General features: G+C 43.6%; 12 protein-coding genes. 4 read left to right on the top strand and 8 right to left on the bottom strand.

Annotated elements, in window-relative coordinates; genetic code table 11:
- Window positions 1–279: 279 nt before the first annotated feature.
- Window positions 280–1,020 (bottom strand): YczE/YyaS/YitT family protein, encoded by a 741-nt coding sequence (locus ADH67_RS09795; protein WP_143597740.1) that lies wholly within the window; start codon window positions 1,018–1,020, stop codon window positions 280–282.
- 264 nt (window positions 1,021–1,284) lie between these two features.
- On the bottom strand, window positions 1,285–2,250 hold the full coding sequence (locus ADH67_RS09785; protein WP_084081513.1) for a LysR family transcriptional regulator: 966 nt from the start codon (window positions 2,248–2,250) through the stop codon (window positions 1,285–1,287).
- A gap of 148 nt (window positions 2,251–2,398) precedes the next feature.
- Here ADH67_RS09785 and ADH67_RS09780 point away from each other — a divergent pair, with 148 nt between their 5' ends.
- Together ADH67_RS09780 and ADH67_RS09775 are read left to right on the top strand one after the other, a co-directional pair.
- Window positions 2,399–3,979 (top strand): FAD-dependent oxidoreductase, encoded by a 1,581-nt coding sequence (locus ADH67_RS09780; RefSeq protein ID WP_066593955.1) that lies wholly within the window; start codon window positions 2,399–2,401, stop codon window positions 3,977–3,979.
- A gap of 91 nt (window positions 3,980–4,070) precedes the next feature.
- Entirely contained in the window at window positions 4,071–4,373 is a 303-nt protein-coding gene (locus ADH67_RS09775; RefSeq protein ID WP_236578553.1) for a cytochrome c3 family protein, read from the top strand.
- Between the two features lie 194 nt (window positions 4,374–4,567).
- On the opposite strand, the gene ADH67_RS09770 is transcribed toward ADH67_RS09775, so the two are convergent.
- Window positions 4,568–5,491: a LysR family transcriptional regulator gene (locus ADH67_RS09770; protein ID WP_066593961.1), complete on the bottom strand. Its 924-nt coding sequence runs from the start codon at window positions 5,489–5,491 to the stop codon at window positions 4,568–4,570.
- An 86-nt stretch (window positions 5,492–5,577) separates the two neighbouring features.
- Complete coding sequence (locus tag ADH67_RS09765; protein ID WP_255202364.1) at window positions 5,578–6,219, bottom strand: YczE/YyaS/YitT family protein; 642 nt, start codon at window positions 6,217–6,219, stop codon at window positions 5,578–5,580.
- Between the two features lie 56 nt (window positions 6,220–6,275).
- Between ADH67_RS09765 and ADH67_RS09760 the strand changes: the two genes are divergently transcribed.
- A complete protein-coding gene (locus tag ADH67_RS09760; RefSeq protein ID WP_066593963.1) occupies window positions 6,276–7,550 on the top strand; it encodes an IS256 family transposase in 1,275 nt (424 codons plus the stop codon).
- On the opposite strand, the gene ADH67_RS13840 is transcribed toward ADH67_RS09760, so the two are convergent.
- Window positions 7,537–7,776 carry a DUF6198 family protein gene (locus tag ADH67_RS13840; RefSeq protein ID WP_066593969.1) on the bottom strand — a complete coding sequence of 80 codons (240 nt, stop codon included), beginning with the start codon at window positions 7,774–7,776 and terminating at the stop codon, window positions 7,537–7,539. The genes ADH67_RS09760 and ADH67_RS13840 overlap by 14 nt on opposite strands.
- Before the next feature lie 426 nt (window positions 7,777–8,202).
- Here ADH67_RS13840 and ADH67_RS09750 point away from each other — a divergent pair, with 426 nt between their 5' ends.
- On the top strand, window positions 8,203–9,756 hold the full coding sequence (locus ADH67_RS09750; protein ID WP_066593970.1) for an FAD-dependent oxidoreductase: 1,554 nt from the start codon (window positions 8,203–8,205) through the stop codon (window positions 9,754–9,756).
- Between the two features lie 314 nt (window positions 9,757–10,070).
- On the opposite strand, the gene ADH67_RS09745 is transcribed toward ADH67_RS09750, so the two are convergent.
- From ADH67_RS09745 to ADH67_RS09735, 3 genes are all read right to left on the bottom strand, one after another.
- Window positions 10,071–11,288, bottom strand: a complete 1,218-nt coding sequence (locus tag ADH67_RS09745) for an MFS transporter (protein ID WP_066593971.1) — start codon at window positions 11,286–11,288, stop codon at window positions 10,071–10,073.
- A gap of 131 nt (window positions 11,289–11,419) precedes the next feature.
- Window positions 11,420–12,376, bottom strand: a complete 957-nt coding sequence (locus tag ADH67_RS09740) for a phosphatidate cytidylyltransferase (protein ID WP_236578555.1) — start codon at window positions 12,374–12,376, stop codon at window positions 11,420–11,422.
- A 3-nt stretch (window positions 12,377–12,379) separates the two neighbouring features.
- Entirely contained in the window at window positions 12,380–12,994 is a 615-nt protein-coding gene (locus tag ADH67_RS09735; protein ID WP_201415726.1) for a lysophospholipid acyltransferase family protein, read from the bottom strand.
- Between the last annotated feature and the right edge of the window lie 256 nt (window positions 12,995–13,250).

Below are 13,250 nucleotides of genomic sequence, written 5' to 3'. Positions count from 1 at the left end.
CGTCAATAAACGAGGTTAGTAAACTTCTTTCTAAAGATTTCTGAATGTCTGTTATGGACCGCATATTGAAAAGAGACCTGTTAGATCTTTTTAGGTTTGTTCTTGATTTCTCTTATAACTGAGAGAGGGCGCAGCTTGGATCTTATCAACCTCTCCCGCCACAAAACAACTCTTGGATATATAACGCAAAATGACTTAGAGGACTTAGTTGAGATTGAAGTTTCTGAAAGGCAAGCATCCTTGTAGAAAAGCCCTTAATTTAAATTCTCAAAATCGTACCTATTCATTTCTAACTGAACTTGTAGAAGCTAGAAGTCTTTCTCTCAAGAAAGTCTGCACTGTCGGTTTTACTAGGCCTACAGCTGTTCCAACACCAAGTGCACTGATTAAGGTTCCTTCGCGCACGCCTTGTAATTCCGCAAAGAAATAGAAAGATAGTCCGACACTAACGGCAACAAACAGCCAGTCAGCTGAAACCTTTACCTTTGCATAAGTAGACCTAAAACGTTGAGCCAGAGCAAGCATAAAGCCATCGGGCGCTGTCACCGAAACATTTGCCGTAAATTGAAAACACAACCCAATGGCCAAAATACAAATCCCTAGGCAAAGCGCCAAAATACGTTCGTAATATGCCGTCAAAGAAAAAGATGAATAGCAGAAGAGCGCCGCATCACAAAGCACGCCAAAGAATACGGCCGTCGGGAATTGCCATAAAGCTTTCAACTTAAAATCCGACTTCAAAATTACTTTCTGTAAAGCCAACAAAATAATTTGCTCTGCGGCAACACAGGTCCCAAAAGTAAACGGTAAATAAAGAGAAACTACGTAAGGTACCGACATGACCGGGCTGACGCCCAATTCACTTTTGACAATGAGTCCCACGCCAAAAGCTGCAATAGAAAGTCCTAATAAAAACACGACAAGTCTTTTTTGTGTATGCGCGTCCAGCACGGAGCTCCCCCTTGTATTGCCATGTGAAATTTGTTTGCCGACTAGAAAGATTTTTGGTGAGGCTTCCAAATTCACTGTTATTAAGGAGCTATGCGATTACATTGCTCCGCATATCAAGCAAAATCTTTCCTTGCTGCCCCAATTTCCCTATCAAAACAAGAACAGTTATCACGAAAGGAACAAGACAATGTGTTTGGGACGGCGATCCGGGACCTTCTATCTTTTCTATTTGGCTGAAAATATGCTAGGTACTCAGGACGCCTAAGTCAATGAGAGAGAATCCTGAGTATCTTTCTCATTCACTTAATTCTTGTCGTAAAAGACCAAGCTTTCTTAATGCCGATAGCCTTGAGAATTAACCAATTTCTGTACCCTTTTCGTATCCGCCTGCCCCCATTCCGCAAAAATCTTCCGCAGCCAAATACAGCCTTCGTCCTGATGCGCCCTCTCACCCCAAATTAAAGAATTCCAAATATTGGGTTCCGCAATTTCCGACGGCAATGGTAAGAACTCCAGATCATTGGCCTTGACCGCAATTTCTGCTGCTCTATATCCGCAGATGGAAATTAAATCGGTCTTCTCAAGAGCCTCCCAAACGACATTAAATCGAGTCGTGGTTAGTCGCGTTCTTTCTCTAAATTTTTCGAAGGGAAATATACTTTGATCCGGACCGGCCCAATGATTATGGCGCCCCGTAGAAATACTGGCGCGGTCATACATCTGAAGGTCGTATGTCTTTAATGGACGGCCGAGTTTTGATAAAGGGTGCCCTTTCCGAAAAAGGACGACTCGCTCAATTGGGTACAAATCCAAATAATGAATATCCGGCGGAAGGCCAACCCGGGTCAAAATAGCAAAATCCACATTTCCTGACAGAACTTGTTCGAACTCATTGTCATGGTGAGCTAGATGAATACTTGCGAATGGTGCCTGTTGCAGAAAAGTCGGAACAATTCCTCCGATAATTCTTGAAACCTCGGCCATCATGGAGCTAATTCGAAAACATCTTCGACATTTCTCCGGCGAGAACCCTTCCGGATTAAGACCTTGCATCCTTTCTAATATATCTTGAATAACGGGCTTGATTTTGAAAAAGTATTCCGTTGCCACTAATCCGTCTTTGACATTGAGGAAACATGAATCTCCTAAAATTTCTCGGATCCTCTTAAGCGTACGCGATGCCGTTGAAGGAGAAAGATTCATTGTCTCTCCGGCCTTTGTTATGCCGCCTGCCCGCTCAAGGGCCATTAAAAATTGAAGATCGCCAAGCGTCAGTTGTTCTAAGTTTTTCACGCCCATAAAAATCGCCTTTTGAGGTTAAAAAGGACTTGATTGCATTATTTACATAGATATCTTTGCAATATTTACATACTCATTTTACCACCTGTTATTTTTACAATGTCACTCAGAGGTTAGGAAAAAACCCAATCATTCCAAGGAGTTAACTATGTTAAGAAGACATTTCGTTTCTGTTGCTATTGCTTCCGCTTTTGCAACTACATTTTCACTTCCTGCTTTCGCTACACAATATTTAGAAACTGACCTGGTTATCGTCGGTGGCGGTCTCGCTGGTTTAGCAGCTGCTCAGCATGCCGTTGACGTAGGCGTCAAACCAATCGTTCTTGAAAAAGAACCGGCTCTTGGCGGCGCAGGTAACTTCCCTGAAGGTTCTTTAGGTGTCGGCACTCGCTATCAAAAAGAACACGGCATCAAGACAACTGTTGACCAAGTTTTAACAGCCGCTTTGCAATTCCACCACTACAGAGCTGACCCGCATGTCCTCCGCGTTTTGATCGAAGAATCCGGTAAAACAATTGACTGGGTCATGGACAAAGGCGCTGAAATGCGCGGTATCCGTACCATGTACTCTCCTGAAGAATCTTTGATGACATGGCACTTATTCAAAGGCGGCGCAGCAGGAATCGTTCAGCGCTTCGCTAAGGAAGTCAGAGCAAAAGGCGGCACAATCCTGACAGAAACTCCTGTTAAGAAACTTCTTGTTGAAAACGGCAAAGTAGTGGGCGTTGAAGCTGTTGACGCCGAAGGCGATAAAGTTATCGTCAAGGCTAAGAAAGTTATCCTCGCAACAGGCGGCTTCGAATCCAACAAAGAAATGTTGGCTAAGTACGTTAACGATTCTTCCGCTCTCGGTATGTTTGAACCGGTATGGTACAGAGGCCCGGTTACCGACGGTAAGAATGGCGACGGCCGTACAGGCGACGGTATCCAGATGGCTCAGATGGTTGGTGCAGGTGTAAAAGGCATGCACGCCATTGCCGGTAACGCTCCGTACCTTCCTGACCTTCCTCCGATTAACCAGTTCATGGGTGCTGACGAACTCAAACAAGGTCGCTGCGCACTTGCTCAGCCATGGCTTTGGGTCGACCAGCACGGTAACCGCTTCTTCAATGAATCCCGCGGCTCTGTATTCGTAGACGTATATAACGCCATGACAACGGCTGGCGGCGTGATGTACAACATTATCGACCAAGAAAAATACGACCAATTAGTCAACAAGGGAGCCCTCCTTCCGTTCAACGCTATCGTTTTGGCTGGCGTTCCTCTGAAAGCTCTTCCAAAGACTTATGAAATCGGTCAGCAAAGAGGCTGGGCCTTCAAGGGCGACACCATTGAAGATTTGGCAACAAAGATCGGCGTTCCTCCGCAGAATCTCCGCGCCACAATGGAAAAAGTTAACCAATACGCTAAGGCAGGTAAAGACCCGGAATTCGGACGTCTGCCTGAACATTTAGCAACCTTCAACATGGAAAAAGGTCCTTACTACGCTCTGAAAGGTATCCGTGCTTTCTTCTTGACCCTCGGCGGCGTCACCGTTACTCCGAAGTTCGAAGCTACTAACCCGCAAGGCGACGTGATTGCTAACCTTTACGTAGTCGGCCAGGATTTCGGCGGTCTGTATGACTCTTCTTATGACTTGAAGTGCGAAGGTTCTGCTTCTTCCTTCGCAATGACCAGCGGTCGCGTAGGTGCAGCCAACGCCATCCAAGCCATCAAAGAAGGTAAGTAACCTTAATCAATAATAGGAACCGGCTCGGAAAGGGCCGGTAATGAGAATCCCCATGAAATATCTGCCTTTTCTCATAGCTGGCCTTTTTTGCATGAGCTCCGCTGTATTGGCTGCTCCTTCACAATTCAAGCATCAAGCAAGAAATGTTAATTGCGAAGCTTGCCACAACACAGCCGCTCCGGTTTCAGCCGCTAAATCTAAAAGCTGCATGAAGTGCCACGATTACGAAGCTGTCGCAGCTAAGACAGCAAAGATGAATCCGAATCCTCATGATTCACATGCCGGACAGCTCAGATGCACTTTGTGTCACAAAGAACATTCTGATAGCGTCGTCTACTGCAGAGAATGCCATAAGAACAAAGACGATCAAAGATTCAATTTCAAGACTCCTTGAGACTCTTGCATAGTTGACCAGAGGTTGGGCCGAGCGATTTGCTCGGCTTTTTTTATAATGCCTGACTTAGGATTGGTTCAAAATAATCTCTGAAAGACTGTTCTGCACTCCCTTCTCGGTCCTAACTCCCTTTTGTCATAATTCGGTTGATTAAATGAAACAATAATGTATGCATCTTGTCCAATTTAGAATGATTAATTCCAATCTATCTTGGACAAAGTATCAACCAAGATCTGACGGCAATCTTTAAAAAAACGATTCCTAAGAAGGTCTTTCCGGTAAGAGAGCTCAACCGGATCTAAAACATTCTTGAATGGCATTTCACAATAAGTTAGCTCGGGAAACTTTTGTGTGAGGATACGAGCGAAAAAGAGAGGAACTAAAGCCACGTATTTTGTGCCCAGAATATAACGTTCTAAGCCAGAATAATGAGAAGTCATGGCCACCAGCCGTCGATTCTTTTCTTTTCTACGAATAATTTCATCAGAAACTCCCTCCCCGCCTCCATAGTGCACACTTATGTGAGGCCTTAAAAGATATTCTTGTAAAGAGAGCTTCGACTCTTTCCTTCCTTCTTCTTTGCAGTACAAACAAACATCAGCATGAAATCCAAACCCCTCTCTTGCGACCAGATTACTATGTGTTCCACCCCCTGTGAGACAAAAATCAGCTTCTCTTTGTAATAATTTTCTTTCCGCTCCAAGCGTATTTGTTTGATGAAAAATCACTTGAACCTCTGGCATTTTTTCTGAGAAAGATCCCACGATTGCAGGTCCAACAAAGTATTCAAAGTCATCGGAGCAAGCAATTATCACTTTTTTAAAGGCTGGTTCATTTGACCTGGAAAAGAGTAAGTAGCATCCTTCGACCGCTTGTTTAACCTCAGGAAAAATGCCGAGTGCCTTTGCCGTTGGTTCTAGCTGATGTTCTTTTGACACGAATAAAGGATCCTTGAAAAGCTCTCGCAAACCTTGAAGCTTTCGGCTAATTGTCGGTTGTGACATCCCGAGAATTTTTCCCGCCTTAGTCAAACTCTTAGTGTTGTATATCTCGCAGAAGACTTTGAGAAGATTCAGATCCATGTCCATAGATTCCTTTTCCATCAAGCTTTTCTTCATTATGCCTCCGCGGAATCAAATCAGAACTGAGCATTTTCACCAACATCTTATACCAAGCCTATTTCATAAAAACTGGATAATTCTGGCTAGCCTTCGTTTGTTTCTCGCAGTTCTCCTTCCCCAGAGGAATATGCTGCCATCCATCGAGTTAAATATTTGTGTACCCATGGTCTGGCAATCCCTACTGCTGTTCCAACGCTCAAGGCACTAATTAGAGTTCCTTCACGAACTCCATGAAGCTCTTTAAAAAACATAAAAGAAATGCCCACACTCACAGCAACAAATAGCCAATCAACTGATACTTTTACCCTGGAATATGAAGATTTAAAACGGTGTGCTAATGCCAACATAAAGCCGTCAGGTGCTGCGACAGATATATTGGCAATAAATTGGAAACTTAATCCCACCGCCAAAATGCAAATCCCCAGACAAAGAGAAAAAAAACGTTGGTAATACTCTGAGAAAGAAATCGAAGAGTAGAGAGACAAAGCAACATCGCAAAACACACCAAAAAGGATTGCCGTTGGTAATTGCAGCAATGCCCTCATTTCAAAATCAGATTTCAAAATTATCTTTTGAAGTACCAACAAGATTATTTGCTCAGCGGCCACACAGCTGCCAAAGGTAAAAGGAATATAAAGAGAAATTACATAAGGAACAGACATGACAGGACTAATTCCTAGTTCACTGAGTATGTAAGCAATTTTGTGTCTTGTCCGATTTAACAATTTTCCTTTGTTTGGAGAGTAGTTAAACTTCTAAGCAAGGGATTGGAGAATCAAAGATGGCAAGAAGGGTAAAGCAACCTCTCAGTGAGGCCGACGCTTTTTTAACGAAGTACATTGATCAAACCTTAGCTAACACTGGCAAAATCGGCTGGAGCTCAGAAGAAGTAACCGGCATGGTTCAAGAGGTAATGAAACGGTTTCTTGAAAGATGCCTGGAAAGCGAAATGGATTTTCATCTCAAAAACGGAGAAATTGTTCCTGTCTCAAAAGAAGCAAAGGATGAACCTGAGCCGGTCAATAAGAGAAATGGGACAAGCAGTAAGACGGTCATCACCGACAATGCCCAAGTTCGTATAGAAGTTCCTCGAGACAGACTAAGCAGTTTTGAACCGATCTCCGTTCCCAAATACGAAAGACACTTAAAAGGGTTGGATGACAAAATCATCAGCATGTACGCAAGGGGTATGAGCAATCGTGAGATCTCTGCCCATATGAAGGAAATTTACGGAGTTGGAGTAAGTGCAGAATTCATAAGCAGAGTGACCGACGAGGTGTTAGAGGACGTGCGTGCATGGAGGAGTCGGCCTCTGCAAGACTTTTATCCGGTGGTCTTTTTTGATGCTCTGAGAGTAAAAGTAAAAAACGGCAATACCATTACGCCCAAAGCCCTGTATCTTGCCTTGGCCGTTAGAGCCGACGGCTCCCGTGAAGTTCTCGGGATGTGGCTGTCAGACAATGAAGGGGCCGCATACTGGACAAGCGTATTCAATGAAATCAAAGCTCGCGGCTGCAATGACATTTTGATAGCAGTAACAGATGGTCTTAAAGGAATGACAAAGGCCATAGAAACCGTATACCCAAAGACGATACATCAGACTTGTATTGTGCATTTGCTGAGAAATTCAACGGCTTTTGTCTCCTATAAGGACTTGAAAGGAGTGCTGAGTCAACTCAAGGGAATATATGGGGCAGCTGATGCGGAGGAGGCAAGAAACAGACTTGAAGATTTTGCCGAATCTACGCTTGGTAAACGCTACAGTGTCATCAAGGGGATGTGGCTGAATCAATGGGAACAAGTTATTCCCTTGTTTAACTTTCCTCCGGAAATTAGAAAGCTGATCTATACAACCAACAGTATTGAAGCGTTGAATCGTTCGATTAGGAAGGTAATCAAAACCAGAACAATGTTCCCGAGGGATGATTCAGTTTACAAACTGGTATTTTTAGCAATAAAGAATGCCACCAAAGACTGGAACAAATCAGTATTTAGATGGCGTCAGGCAATGCTCCAGTTCGTTGTGATGTTTGGAGATCGCTTCAAACAAGGATAAAATGGATGGGATGGGCGAAGCCCTCGGGAAGGCAGTTCGCTTGTTCCACTACGTTCCACAAGCGAACTGCCTTCCCGGGAAAACAAACTACATTATGAAATTGGGACAGACACAAAATTTCGGACACTCCCAGTTCACTTTTAACAATAAAGCCTACTCCTAATGCCGCAATCATCAGGCCTAAAAAAAATACAACCACTCTTCTTTGAACTTCTCGGCTAAACATCTATTTCTCCTTTGCTTTCTTTAGAGCTTCTAGACTTCAAACTGTCAACTTTGTAACTCATACGGTTTGGGGCCCGGTACAGGGCTTTCTGTTGATTCGGCGCCCCCAAGCATTACCCATCACAAGAAACGAACATGTTCCTTCTGTATTTCAGGGGTCTAAAGCAAACGAAGGGTAAGGAGTTTAAGTAGTCTCCTCGGGAGCTATTAACACCTGGGTAATAAGAACGTCGGTATATATGAATCACACTCTGATTGAAAAACCTTCTTCTAATAGGTTTATTTTTTTCCTTTCATGTCGCTAATAATGGATCGAAGAAATAAAAAGTTTTGAATATCTGTTATTCAAAAGCGTTACCTTCGATAATTAAAAATGACTCCTAGCAATCGAGAACAAACCTCATACTCAAACTAAAAGGAGTTAAAAATGCACGAACTCAAACTGTCCTTAGTCGCAGCTTCCTTCTCATTATTATTCTCTGCAAACACATTTGCTACTCAAATTATCAATACCGACCTAGTTATTGTCGGAGGTGGTTTAAGTGGAATTTCAGCTGCAGCCCGTGCAGTTGAACTTGGGAAACAACCAGTAGTCTTAGAAAAAACAGCAATTTTAGGGGGCGCGGGCAACTTCCCTGAGGGATCCCTCGGTTTAGGAACAAAATATCAAAAAGAACATGGTATTACTTGGGACATCCAAAAGAATATTGATCGTTTTCTAGACTTCAATCACTACCGCACAAATCCAGCAGTTATTCGGCAGCTCATAAGCCGCTCTGGAGAGACCATCGATTGGGTCGTAGATAAAGGTGTAGAAATCCGAGGAATCAGAACTCTTTGGCCTCAAGGAGAGTCCTATAACTGCTGGCATCTCTTCAAAGGAGGAGCCTCAGCTGTGGTAGCTAAGTTAAGTACTCAGGTTAAGAACAAAGGAGGCCAAATTTTGATGAATACTCCAGCTCAAAAATTGATCACCAAAGATGGTCAAGTTGTTGGAGTTGAAGCTACCAATAGCAAAACAGGTGAAAAAGTCATTGTTAACGCAAAGAAAGTTATTCTTGCTACGGGTGGCTTCGCTGCAAATAAAGGCATGATTGAAAAGTATGTCACAGACTCTTCCGATCTCTCTGTCTCTGAGCCGATCCGTTTGAGAAGTGCAATTGGGGACGGACGCACTGGAGATGGAATTAACATGGCGATAAGAGTAGGAGCATCTACTGCGGATATGGAAAACGTTGTTGGCAATGCCCCTTATCTTCCGCATGAACCTCTGATTAACCAATTCAATGGTGACACCTATCTAAAACATGGCCGTTGCGCCTTAGCTCAGCCTTGGCTCTGGGTCAATAGAGACGGAGAGAGATTCTATAACGAATCCCGGGGTTCTTTGTTCACGGATGTATATGCCGCCATGACCCAAGCAGGAGGCTTGATGTACTCCATTCTCGACCAAAAGAAATTTGATCGTTTGGTTAATGATGGTGCTGTCATTCCTTTTAATGCAATCGTTCCTGTTGGCACAAAACTCACTGAATTGCCGAAAACTTTTGAAGAAGGTATGAAACATGGCTGGGCATTCAAAGCCAATACCCTTGAGGATTTAGCTTTACAAATTGGCGTTCCGGCAGAAAACCTGAAAAAGACGATGGTTCAACTTAATGAGTATGCAGCTCAGAAAAAAGACCCTGAGTTTGGAAGGAATCCGGCTCACTTGGAAGCTTTTGATTTGAACAAGGGACCGTATTATGCACTTAAAGGCATCAGAACTTACTTCTTAACTTTAGGCGGTGTCCAAATCAATAAAAATTTCCAAGCAAAAAATGCACAGGGAGACACCATTCCGAATCTTTATGTAGTCGGTGCCGACATGGGCGGCCTATTTGATAGTACTGATGACCTTAAGGTCGAAGGAGCAACTTCTTCGTTCGCACTTACATCTGGGAGAATTGCAGCTGAAAATGCTATCAATTCCTTGAAATAAAATAATGCTGCAACATTTTTTTAGATAACAAACAAATTTCAAAAAGTTACGCCTCGGGAAGATGAGATTCCCGAGGTCCCATTTTATTCAGACGTATTAACTTCACTGCCTCTTCCGATCTTTTTTCCCTACTTCCTCGGTGAGTTGATTATCTAAAACATTTCTCCTCTTTTGATTTCTTATTCTTCGTAGGAAGGATCCTGCTAACTAAATATTCTCAAGTCTTACCTGAATAGTCGGCCCAAAAGACCAGTCCCCAGTTCACAAGAAATTTTTGCCGAGCGATTTGCTCGGCCGTTTTTCACATATATAACTTAAGCCTTCTTTGTCTGAGTGCTCGGATCGATATCCGGAACAAAAAGCTGGTAAAGTGCTGCGACAATCGTGACAGCGGACACAATCCAGAAGCCGGTTTGGAACTCTCCTAAATGATGCCCTAAAAAACCGAAAGCCATCGGAACGAAAATAGCACCTACAAAGGAGAAGAAATCCACGCCGCCTGTAGCCTCAGCAACTTTTCCTTCCGGAGCTGCTTTGGCAACTTGTGCAAAAAATACGCCGCTCCATCCTAAGGAATTAATTCCCAGTATGAAGGAAATGGCTAATACAAGCCACTCAGCCCAGCCGGAAGTAACAAAGCTCAAAAGAATAGTGAGTGCTCCCATCAAAATGCCGCAATAGGCCAGAGCTTTCCGGGAGGAATGAAGCTTGTTGGCGGCTTGCCCCCAGAACAGTCTTCCCACAATAGCACCGAAGTTGCTCACGGCTAAAGCAATACCTCCGAAAACCAATGAGAACTTCATATCTGACAGAAACACCACCATGTAGGCTAAAACCGACATCTGCAAGCCTTTGTAGATGATGCTGAGTACGGATAAACGCAGAAGCAAAGGAGTCTTGAGAACTAACTTCATACTATCGGCTAAATGAGATAGAGTTATCGGCTCATCTTTGAACTGATAGTTGGCATCCTGACTCTTGCGAATCGCTATGCTCCAAATAACGGTTACGGCGCACAATGCAGCGACAAAAGACAGCCCAACTCTCCAACCGTACCGAACGGTTAAAAATGGAATTACTAAGCCCGATAAAGCCATCCCTACCGGACCTGCGCATTGCTTGATGGAAAAGACGGTGTTGTACTGACCTTTTTCCAACTGACGGCTCAGCATGGTGTTGATGGCCGGCATTAAAGGACCTTTAGCCAGACCTAAAACAAAAGCGGAAAAGATGACGCAGACTTCCCATGGAACCATACACAGAAGCAGGGAAATAATGGCAACTGCCAATGCAATCATACAAATATGGGCGGGGCCGTAGCGCCGGATGAAGTTTCCTCCGGTTAACGACGAAATGCACGCACCTACATACAAAAAGCCGATATATAAGCCGGCAAAGGTGCTGTTTGCATTAAGAGACTTTGCAATCTCCGGTGCAATACTTGCCACTGCGGTACCCATCAAAGACGAAACCAGTTGGATCCCCATAGCAGCTAAAAAAGCCTGAATTCCAAGTCTTGTTAGCCCAAGCATGTTTCCTCCGTATCATGAAAACCACTATAAATGTGCTAACGGTCGTGCCCCTCGATCTTTTAATCAATTCAGGCAGAAAAAAACTCTTCGAGATTTCTCGGGCGAAGAGTTTTTTCTAAAAATACAACTAATTAATTGAAGAATAGTAAAAGTGCATGGTAATAAACAGGGGCTGCAAAGAACAGCATTTCAAGTCTGTCCAAAGTTCCTCTGGTAAGGAGCATTGTGTTATCCAAACGCTTTGCGCCAAGTGAACGCTTAACGGAGGACATCACCAAGCCTCCCAAGGTACCCGACACGATAATCAGTAAAGACATCAGAGGGGCTTGCCAAGCTCTGAAAGGAGTCATCCAGAAAAGAGCAGACCCAATCGCTAATGCACCGATACTGCCGAGAATAATGCCTTTGTAAGTCTTATTTGGATTACTAAAACTCGGTCTTCCTCCGAAAATTGCTGAAGCCAGAATCTGGAACAGATCAGCAAAATATAAAACCATTAAAAAGTAAAGAAGAACAAACAATCCGCTCGAGTGATAGCGCTGTAAGTCAATTGAAGCGATAGCAGGAGCATGGCTGACGCAGAAAATACAGAGCATGATGCCCCATTGAACTTTGGCTACGCGCTCTAAGAATCGATCTGTATCTTTACTCAATACCATCACTACCGGCAGAGCTAAGAATAGATAAACCGGAATAAAGAGCGTAAAGAGGTTGTAGTAGTTCAGCCAGACCAAGATATACTGAACCGGAATGGCAACATAGAACGCTAGGATAAGAATCGAATGATCGTGCCGCCGTGTTGGTGTCAGGGCGATAAACTCGCGCAAGGAAAAGAAAGAGGCAATGGCAAAAATAAAGACCAGAGCGCCTTGGCCGAGATAGACGGCAACGGCAAAAACAAAAATCAATCCCCAAGCGGCACGAATGCGAGAGTTGATAATTCGGTTTCTGTTAATGGCTAAATCCGTCGTGGACTTGGAAGAGAGCCACTGACCGATAAAAGTACCAATCGCTGTCAAAACCACTAAAACAGCTAAAATCGTGAAATAGGCTTCACTCGTTGAAAAACCCCATCTCATTTCATTCATCTTTTATAGCTCCCTTGCGAGTTTGATGATGGAGGCTCTGGCCTTTTCTAAAAATTCTTCTTTTCCTTCGTCAGGCGAATGCGGAAGCGGTGCCCCGAAACGCACGGAACACATTGTCGGAACCGGAAGAAGTGCACCTTTCGGCATCGAACGATGGAGGTTCTCGAGATAAATCGGAATCAACTCAACTTCCGGAAATTCTGTCATGAGTCTCCATAAGCCGCTCTTAAAAGGTCCGGGGAGAGCTTGAGGCGTACGGGTTCCTTCGGGGAAAATAATCAGAGAACTACCCTCGCGCAGCGCTTGCCTCATTGGATCCATCGGATCGGAATTTTCCGTCCTTTTTCTATCGACCAAAACCACATTCAGTTCGTCGACCGCAATTCTTTTGCGGATGCCGGACTGCCAGTAATCTTTTGCGGCTACCGGTCTTGTCTTGGTTCTAAGTTCTTTAGGAAGAGCGGACCAAATAACAATAGTATCCAAATGACTGGTGTGATTAGCAAAGTAAATCCTCTGCTTTCTTTCAGGTGCGCATCCTACCCACTGAGGATAGGCGCCAACCAATAGTTTGGTCATCCAAACCATTGGAGTCATGAATTGAAATAGATGCTTCAAGATTAAACTTCCTAAAACTCAGTTGTAAGTCGAATTATGCCTTTTTCTGCACGGAAATTGACTAAAAATGATTCAATACCATTATGAATCTTCAATTTTTTGGTGAACATTTGAACTATAGGTAGTTATTCGGATGTACTCAGTCCTATTAGGACTTTCCTTAAAGTCCTGACTCAACTTCAAATAGTTCTGTGTTTTTTGAAATTCGTAGTTATTTTGAGATAAATTACTCTTACACGTTATGGTGAGATAAATA

The sequence above is a fragment of the Turicimonas muris genome (assembly GCF_002221595.1).
In the GTDB taxonomy this organism is placed as follows: domain Bacteria; phylum Pseudomonadota; class Gammaproteobacteria; order Burkholderiales; family Burkholderiaceae_F; genus Turicimonas; species Turicimonas muris.
Note: the sequence above shows the minus strand (reverse complement) of the source record. Positions and strands in the feature narration are given on the sequence as shown.